Annotated in this window: 8 protein-coding genes; 6 read left to right on the plus strand and 2 right to left on the minus strand. The window is 31.8% G+C overall.

Translation table 11 applies throughout. The features are described 5' to 3' along the window. Positions 1-9: 9 nt before the first annotated feature. The 4 genes from QZ824_RS09325 to QZ824_RS09340 are packed head-to-tail and all read left to right on the plus strand — an operon-like array spanning position 10 to position 4,978. Positions 10-2,901: a glycoside hydrolase family 3 N-terminal domain-containing protein gene (locus QZ824_RS09325; RefSeq protein WP_291275756.1), complete on the plus strand. Its 2,892-nt coding sequence runs from the start codon at positions 10-12 to the stop codon at positions 2,899-2,901. Between the two features lie 2 nt (positions 2,902-2,903). Then, the gene (locus tag QZ824_RS09330; RefSeq protein ID WP_291275749.1) at positions 2,904-3,359 is read left to right on the plus strand and encodes a DUF1801 domain-containing protein; all 456 of its coding nucleotides are present in this window, start codon (positions 2,904-2,906) and stop codon (positions 3,357-3,359) included. Positions 3,360-3,362: 3 nt separating this feature from the next. Further along, complete coding sequence (bshA, locus tag QZ824_RS09335) at positions 3,363-4,496, plus strand: N-acetyl-alpha-D-glucosaminyl L-malate synthase BshA (RefSeq protein WP_291275750.1); 1,134 nt, start codon at positions 3,363-3,365, stop codon at positions 4,494-4,496. An 8-nt stretch (positions 4,497-4,504) separates the two neighbouring features. Beyond that, positions 4,505-4,978 carry a protease complex subunit PrcB family protein gene (locus QZ824_RS09340; RefSeq protein ID WP_291275751.1) on the plus strand — a complete coding sequence of 158 codons (474 nt, stop codon included), beginning with the start codon at positions 4,505-4,507 and terminating at the stop codon, positions 4,976-4,978. Positions 4,979-5,004: 26 nt separating this feature from the next. Here the strand turns inward: QZ824_RS09340 and QZ824_RS09345 are convergent, their stop codons facing one another. Together QZ824_RS09345 and QZ824_RS09350 are read right to left on the minus strand one after the other, a co-directional pair. Continuing rightward, complete coding sequence (locus tag QZ824_RS09345; RefSeq protein ID WP_291275752.1) at positions 5,005-5,505, minus strand: hypothetical protein; 501 nt, start codon at positions 5,503-5,505, stop codon at positions 5,005-5,007. A 97-nt stretch (positions 5,506-5,602) separates the two neighbouring features. Beyond that, complete coding sequence (locus QZ824_RS09350) at positions 5,603-6,406, minus strand: hypothetical protein (protein ID WP_291275753.1); 804 nt, start codon at positions 6,404-6,406, stop codon at positions 5,603-5,605. A gap of 65 nt (positions 6,407-6,471) precedes the next feature. Between QZ824_RS09350 and aroC the strand changes: the two genes are divergently transcribed. Together aroC and QZ824_RS09360 are read left to right on the plus strand one after the other, a co-directional pair. Beyond that, positions 6,472-7,524 carry a chorismate synthase gene (gene aroC, locus QZ824_RS09355; protein ID WP_291275754.1) on the plus strand — a complete coding sequence of 351 codons (1,053 nt, stop codon included), beginning with the start codon at positions 6,472-6,474 and terminating at the stop codon, positions 7,522-7,524. 45 nt (positions 7,525-7,569) lie between these two features. Then, on the plus strand, positions 7,570-8,577 hold the full coding sequence (locus QZ824_RS09360) for a T9SS type A sorting domain-containing protein (protein ID WP_291275755.1): 1,008 nt from the start codon (positions 7,570-7,572) through the stop codon (positions 8,575-8,577). The last annotated feature ends 642 nt before the right edge of the window (positions 8,578-9,219 follow it).

Raw genomic sequence — 9,219 nt, forward strand, 5'->3', positions numbered from 1 at the left:
CCCAAATTTATGCGATCATTTTCATTTATATTATTTCTTTTTTTAACCTATAATTATTCATTTTCACAAAAAATAGATAGCAACCAGCAAAAAAAATGGGTTGATAGTTTATACAATTCCATGACTTTTGAGGAAAAGGTGGGACAACTTTTTATGGTTGCGGCTTACTCTAATAAGAAAGAAGATCATGCTCAAGATTTAGATAAATTAATTGCAAAGTATAAAATTGGAGGGCTCATTTTTTTTCAAGGTGGTCCTGTTAGACAAGCTCTTTTAACGAATCGTTTTCAAGCTCAAAGTAAAATACCAATGCTTATTGGTAATGACGCTGAATGGGGATTTAGCATGCGATTAGATTCTACAGTTAAATATCCTTGGAATATGACATTGGGAGCCATTCAAGATAATAAATTGATTGAAAAAATGGGCGCTCAAATGGCAAAACAATCCAAACGATTAGGTGTTCATTTCACATTTGGTCCAGTTGTAGATATTAATACTAATCCCAATAATCCAATTATTGGAAATAGGTCTTTTGGAGAAGATAAATTAAATGTTACAGCTAAAGCCCTTGCTTACATGAAAGGCTTGCAAGATAACGGGATTTTTGCAACAGCGAAACATTTCCCAGGGCATGGAGATACAGGAACAGATTCTCATCATACCTTACCTGTGGTACCTTTTGATAAGCAACGATTAGATAGTGTAGAACTTTATCCTTATAAAGAGTTAATAAAGAATGGACTTTCAAGTGTCATGGTAGCGCACTTAAATGTTCCAAGTATTGAAAGTAGAGAAGGCTATCCGAGTTCATTATCTAACAAAGTGGTAACGGATTTGCTTAAAAATGAATTGCAATTTGATGGCTTAATTTTTACAGATGCCTTGAATATGAAAGGGGCTAGTAATTTTAAACAACCTGGAGATATTGATTTAGAAGCTTTCTTGGCAGGTAATGATGTGCTTTTATTTGCTGAAAATGTACCTAAAGCAATTGATAAGTTTAAAGAAGCTTTTCAAGCTAATCTTTTTACAGAAGAGCGATTGGCTTATTCGGTGAAAAAAATATTGAAGTATAAATATCAAGTTGGACTGAATCAGTATAAACCAGTTGAAATTAAGAATTTATATGAAGATTTAAATGCAATTGAATATGAAGCTTTGAATTATCAGTTATATGAAAATGCCATTACCGTTTTAAAAAATGAAAGTAAATTAATTCCATTAAAAAAGTTAGAGAGAGAAAAGATTGCTTATGTGAAGTTAGGGGATGGATCAAATGAAATGTTCTTAGCTAAGTTAAAAGATTATGCTGATGTTACAGAAATTACCGCTTTTAATTTAGATACAGCATTGTTAGATTTAACTGATTTTACTAAAGTTATTGTGGGCTATCATAAACCAGATGGTGCATGGAGAAAAAACGAATTAACTTTTAAAGAAATTAATTGGATTGATAAAATTTCAAAAGAAAAAGAAACTATTTTAGCTTTTTTTACCAAGCCTTATTCTTTACTAAAAATACCTAATTTTGATCATACAGAAGTTGTAATTCAAGCTTATCAAAACACTGATATAGCTCAAACGGTAACTGCAGAAATTATTTTTGGAGCAAGAGTTGCTAAAGGGAAACTGCCTGTTACTATAAAGGATAATTTTGAAGTAAATCAAGGATTACCAACTCAAAAGTTAGATCGATTAGGATTTACCGTTCCTGAGAATGTAGGCATGGATTCGAAAAAATTAGCCAAGATCGATTCAATAGCTACTTATGCTATTAAACAAAAGGCAACTCCCGGAATGCAAATTTTGGTTGCTAGAAAAGGACAAATTATTTATAGAAAATCTTTTGGTTTCCAAAAATACGACAGTATTCAAAAAGTAAAAAACACCGATATTTATGATGTGGCATCACTAACTAAAGTGCTCGCTACCTTACCAATGGTGATGAAACAATACGATAAGAAAAGAATTTCATTGGATACACATTTGTGTCAAATGTTACCTCTTTTTGAAAATTCTAATAAAGCCGATGCTACTTTACTAGATATGTTAACCCATCAAGCGCGTTTTCAGGCTTGGATTCCTTTTTATAAAAATACCTTAGACTCTTTAAAGCATCCAGATTCTTTATATTATCGAATGGCTTATTCTGAAGAGTTTCCTACTAAAGTGGCTAATAATCTTTATTTGAGAAAAGATTACAATACCGTTATGCTCAAAATGATTGCTGATTCTCCTTTGTTAGATAAAAAGCAATACAAGTACAGTGATTTTTCTTTTATTATTTTAAAAGAATATTTAGAACGTGCTTTAGATAAAAAATTAGATGTACTAGTAGAAGAACAGTTTTACAAACATCTGGGGGCAACTACTATGACATATAATCCATTGAATAAATTTGAATCGACCCGAATAGCGCCTACAGAAGAGGATACTTATTTTAGATATCAAACGATTCAGGGTTATGTGCATGATATGGCAGCGGCTATGCAAGGCGGCGTTTCAGGTCATGCTGGATTATTTTCTAATTCAATTGATGTTGCAAAAATGATGCAATTGTACCTTCAAAAAGGTAAATATGGAGATCAAGAGTTTTTCAGTGAAAAAACATTTAACGATTTTAATAAATGTTACTATTGCAAAGATGGTAATAGACGAGGGGTTGGTTTTGACAAGCCTCAGTTAGGTAAAGAAGGTCCTACGTGTGGTTGTGTTTCCATGACTAGTTTTGGTCACACAGGTTTCACAGGAACTATGGCATGGGCAGACCCTGAAAAAGAAATTGTTTATGTTTTTTTATCCAATAGAACTTATCCTAATGCTGAGCCAAATAAACTTTCTAAACTAAATATTAGAGAACAAATTCAGGAAATCATTTATCAATCTATTACAGAGTAACTATGCTATCAACCGCTACAACACCACAAGAATATATTGAACAGTTGCCCGAAGAGCGAAAAGAAGCTGTTAAAAGATTAAGAGAAGTTATCATTACACATTTGCCTGAAGGTTTTACAGAGGGCATGGGGTATGGTATGGTTGGCTATGCTGTTCCACATTCTATATACCCGGCAGGATACCATTGTAACCCTAAATTGCCATTACCTTTTTTAAGTTTTGCTTCTCAAAAAAATAGCATTAATCTTTATCATATGGGATTATATGCAAAGAAGGAACTTTACGATTGGTTTATTAGCGAATTTCCCAAACATTCTAAGAAAAAATTAGATATAGGTAAAAGTTGTATGCGTTTTAAAAAAGAGGAGGATATTCCTTTTGATTTAATTGCAGAGTTAGTAACCAAGATGTCTGTACAAGATTGGATTTCTTGTTATGAAATGAATTTCAAAAAATAAATTATGAAAATTGCTATTGTTTGTTATCCAACATTTGGAGGAAGTGGAGTAGTAGCTACCGAACTAGGTTTGGAATTAGCTCAAAAAGGACATGAAATTCATTTTATTACTTATAAACAGCCGGTTCGGTTATCATTACTAAACCCTAATATTTACTTTCATGAGGTGAATGTACCCAATTATCCTCTATTTCATTATCAACCCTATGAATTAGCCTTGTCAAGTAAATTAGTTGATATGGTAAAATTGCATAAAATTGATGTCTTGCATGTACATTATGCTATTCCTCATGCTTATGCGGGGTATATGGCTAAAAAGATGTTAGAAGATGAAGGGATTTATATACCAATGATTACCACACTTCATGGTACGGATATTACACTTGTTGGTAATCATCCTTTTTATAAAACCGCGGTAACGTTCAGTATCAATCAATCAGATTATGTGACTAGTGTTTCAAGAAGTTTAAAGGAAGATACATATCGTCTATTTGATATTAAGAAAGAAATTCACGTTATTCCTAATTTCATTGAAATTGATGAAGAAAAACATATCATTAAAGGACAAAAATGTCATCGTTCGGTTTTGGCTCCAAATGATGAAAAAATCATAACCCATATTTCTAATTTTAGAAAGGTGAAGCGCATTCCAGATGTAGTAAAAACTTTTTATACTATTCAAAAAAGTGTTCCCTCAAAATTAATGATGGTAGGCGAAGGTCCTGAAAAATTAGTTGCTGAAAAAATGTGTGAGGATTTAGGCATTTCAGATAAAGTCATCTTTTTTGGAAACAGTAATGATATTGATCAAATATTAAAATACTCGGATTTGTTTTTATTACCTTCAGAAACGGAAAGTTTTGGATTGGCGGCATTAGAAGCTATGGCTTTTGGCGTACCTGTAATTTCAAGTAACTCAGGAGGAATTCCAGAAGTAAATGAACATGGAATATCAGGTTATCTAAGCAACGTAGGTGATGTAGAAGATATGAGTAAAAATGCGATTGCTATTTTACAAGATGAAGCCGTGCATGCCCAATTTAAAAAGGCTGCTTTTGAAGTGGCTAAAAAATATGATATTAACCATATTCTACCTCTTTATGAAGAGATGTACAACCAAGCTTTAAACAAAAGATAAAATAGCTTATGAAATTAAGTCTTATAATTTTTCATTTTTCTTTTGTATTCTTACTGGGATGCAAATCGGAATTAACTGCTCATAAACCCAATGTTGAAACTAAAACAGCTCCAATAGAGGAATCCTACAAAGTTATTTATAAAAGTCAGATGAGTTCGAAGAAGACAAAAGAACATCAAATCATCACCTCGAATGAAGAACTTTCTAATTTAGTATCTGAGATGAATATTGATGCTAAAGATTATACCATTTTTTTAAATATTGATTTTAAAAAATATAATCTACTAGCTTATTATTTAGGAGAAAAACCTACTGGGGGTTATGATGTGGTTCTTAATGAAGTTAAAGAAACAAAAGACCAAATGATCTTTTCTTTTAAAGAGACTGTACCTACAATTGATGAACTGACCACAAGTGCAAGTACCTCACCGTGCATCTTTGTACAAGTATTAAAAAATAAAAAAATTGTTTTGCAATACTAAAAATCCCCAATCGGGGATTTTTATTTTTAAAATTTGTATCGAATTCCTAATGCAACATCAGGACCAAAATCATCATTAATACTATCAGAGAAATAGATTTCTGGTCTAAAATCTAATGAAAGTTGTAATGGAATGTCGAAATTGTATTCAATACCAATATCACCCGCAGCAAACAACACGGTGTTCGAATCACCTTTATATTTCACATTGTTGATGTAATACGTATTTGTTTTCCAAGAACCAATTCCACCTCCTATACCCGCATACCAAATGAATCCTCCATCAATATTCCAAACCCATTGATGTAGAGCCGCTAGTTTAACCGCATCATAATCTTTACTATTTCTCCATCCCAAATCAAATTCTAATCGAGTATCAGAGGAAATAGCTCGCTGATATGAAATTTCACCTCCAAAACCGTCATTGTCACCTAGTCGTAATCCTAAAGCGTTTTTTGATAAATTCTGTGCCTGTCCACTACATGCTAATACTACTAACAAAATAGCTGTAAATAAATTTTTTTTCATGTTTCATCTATTTAATTATATGTTACAAATGTAGAAGTTGTACACTTAAATAGCGTTACATTATTTTTGATTTTTCTTTCACAATTATAAGTTCAATTTAATTGACTATATAGGTGTCTAGAAATTCTTCTTGCGTCTGATTGGTAGTAGCTGGAATGCCTAATTGACCAGCAAGGTTATTATCCAGTGTATAGTTTGTAATTGTTTTAGTATAAACAACGCCAATATTTTTAGCGATGTATTGAGTAGAAGTAACCACATCTTGTGAAGGGAAGAGGGTAATGGTAAATGGCACACCATTAAAAACTTGTATTGTACTTACTTTTAAATTTAAAATTATTTTTGTTGTTTTCACTTCTGAATAAGAATCTCCGTTAGGACTTATAAAAGAATTTAATGTAACGCCTCCTTGTGATTTTAAATTATATTCAATAACCATAGGAATGTTATTGATTGTTTGCTCAAAGCTCCCCGATTTACTACTTAACAATTCACCTTCTGAGGCATTTTTTTTAAAGATAATGAAATCATTTAATGTTAAATCTAAACCAACAGGTAGTGTTTGTCCTTGACCAAATGAAAAATCACCATTCAATACTAGTAACTGATTTTCTTCTCTTACACCATTATTTTTTAGTGCAGTTGAATAAAATCCATTAGAGATGTCATTTTTTGTTTTGAATTTTTTGTATGATTTAGATTGAATGATTGTATCTCCAGATATATATAAAGAATCTCTTGAATTTGTTCCATTCCCGATAACATCATAAGTCCAATAGTTTCCTGATTGCAACGGAACTGGAAAAACAACATCCGGATTATTGGTGTTATTTTCTCCATTATCAGAAGAACAAGCAAATAAATTCAAGCCAATGAACGTAAATAGAAGTAGTCTTTTCATGTTTAATAAATGTTTGTGCTAATATAACAAATAAATATCTAATTTTGTTTTAAATACTACTACTCATGGCAAATACCTTTGGAACATTGTTTAAATTAACCACTTTTGGAGAATCTCATGGCAAGGCATTAGGAGGCATTATCGATGGTTGTCCTGCGGGAATTACTATTGATTTTGATTTTATACAAAACGAATTAAATCGAAGAAGACCTGGGCAATCAAAAATTGTTACACAACGAAAAGAGAGTGACAAAGTTCAGTTTCTATCTGGTATTTTTGAAGGAAAGACTACGGGAGCTTCCATCGGTTTTATTATTGAAAATGAAAATCAGAAATCTACGGATTATGACCATTTAAAAGATACTTTTAGGCCAAATCATGCAGACTTTACTTATCAGCAAAAATATAGACATAGAGATTTTAGAGGAGGAGGAAGGTCTTCAGCAAGAGAGACCGTCAATTGGGTTGTTGCGGGTGCAATTGCTAAGCAGGTTTTACCTCAAATTAAAATTAATGCCTATGTTTCTTCGGTAGGGCCAATTACATTGAATAAATGCTACAATGAATTGAATTTAGATTTAATTGAAACCAATCCCGTTAGATGTCCAGATCCTTCAACGGCATTAGAAATGGAAACGTTAATTTCTAAAATTAAAAAAGAAGGGGATACCATTGGTGGTGTGATTACATGTGTAGTACAAAATGTCCCTGTTGGATTAGGAGCACCTATTTTTAATAAACTGCATGCCGAACTAGGAAAAGCCATGTTGACTATTAACGCAGTTAAAGGATTTGAATACGGATCAGGTTTTGAAAGTGCCAGAATGCGTGGAAGTGTGCATAATGATTTGTTTAATGAAGATGGTTCTACAAAAACTAATTTTTCTGGAGGTATACAAGGCGGAATAAGTAATGGTATGGATATTTATTTTCGTGTAGCTTTTAAACCTGTAGCAACATTATTGCAACAACAAGACTTATTGACAGTTACAGGAGCAATCGTTAAACAGCAAGGAAAAGGGAGGCATGATCCATGTGTCGTTCCAAGAGCAGTTCCCATTGTTGAAGCCTTGACGGCTATGGTTCTTTTAGATAATTATTTGTTAAATCTACAGTAAAATAAAACTGTTATTATTATTTTTGGAAAAAATAAATTACACTATATGAAACAAAAATTACTTTGTATTGCTTTATTAGCATTAGGTTTTTCTGTTGAAGCGCAAGTTTTAACAACTGAAACATTTGATTCTTACACTGTTGGAAACGTTTGTACCTCTACAGGTGGAGCAGTTGCTGGTCAAGGAGGATATTTCAACTACAATGGCGCTGTGACTAACTATCAAATTGTAAGTGAAGGTGGTACGCATGATAAAGTACTTCAAATTACGGGTCAAACGGGTACTACTCCTTCTGCTTTATTTATGTGGAAAGATGGTTTGTCAACATTATGGGGAACAAGAACAAGCGGTAACAATATTATTGAAATCGAGATTGATTTGTATGTAGGTGGAACTTCTACTAGTAAAAATGCCCATTTGATTTACTTGTATGATGCTACTGCTACTAAAGTTTTAGCAGGCTTACAATTTGTTCCAGAAACAAGAAAATTATCTGGTATTGCTTATTACAATAATGCAGGTACATTAGATAATTATTCTTTTAATTTGGTAACAGGAGGTTTAGTTTTAGCACAAAATACATGGCATAGAGTAGGAATGAGTTATAATTACACTACAGGTCAGGTACTATGGAATGCTCCTGGTATGGCTACCGTTGGTGGAGTTATGGGAGCAGCTACTTCAACAATCCCAGCTGAAATTGATTATGTTACAGTGGCAGGAACTTCGAATGCAGCTTCTTCTGTAATGAAATGGGATAATTTGACTGTTAAGGCTACCAATACAACTACTTTATTGCCAGCTGCTTCATTTGAATTAGGACTTAATCAAGTAGTTGTTTATCCTAATCCAACAGATGATGTTTTACATTTACAATTGAATGGAAGTAGTAACATCAAATCTTTAGAATTAGTTGATTTAAACGGAAGAACAATTAGGTCAATTAATGGATTTGTTGATAAGTTAGATATTTCTGATTTGAATAGTGGAATCTACATGTTAAATGTCGTTTCAGATACTACTAAAGAAGTCATTAAGGTAGTAAAAAAATAAATGTACTAAATCGGATAGCTAAACACTATCCGATTTTTTTTTGAAAGTATTGCATTAAGCCTGAAAAAAGGATTATAAGCAAAGGAAAAAAAGCAATATGAAATCTATCACATTGAAAACAAGATAGCGCAGAAATAAAAAACACATACAAAATGAATGTGGCAACTATCAAATAAAATGTATTTATTTTTCTAAAATTCAGCAAACAATAAAATGAAAAAATCACACTAACAATCGTAAATAATATATTCTGTATTTTAGAAACGGCCTTAAACAAAAAATAAAAAAAATTAAAATAACTGGTCTCTTTTTCATTTTTACACTCACTAACAATGTAATTCCCTTTGTGAGTATTTGAGTAAATACAGTAAAAATAAGCTTTAATCAAATTTAAGGTATTGTTTTTAAGTTGGTATTTTAAATCATTTTCCGCAATTTCTTTCATTTCATGACTTGATAATAATCTAAATTTTTTAGATCTCTCCGTTTTTCCTGGTATGAAATCTATACCATTTTTATAACAATTCGCTTTGTCTCCTAAATAATTATAATAAGTAATTGAACTAATATAACTTATTGTATAATCACCATAAATTTTCTTTAATGAATACATTTGAAAAACAATTAACGAAAAGCTAGCAA

The organism is Flavobacterium sp. (genome assembly GCF_021151785.1).
Lineage (GTDB): Bacteria > Bacteroidota > Bacteroidia > Flavobacteriales > Flavobacteriaceae > Flavobacterium.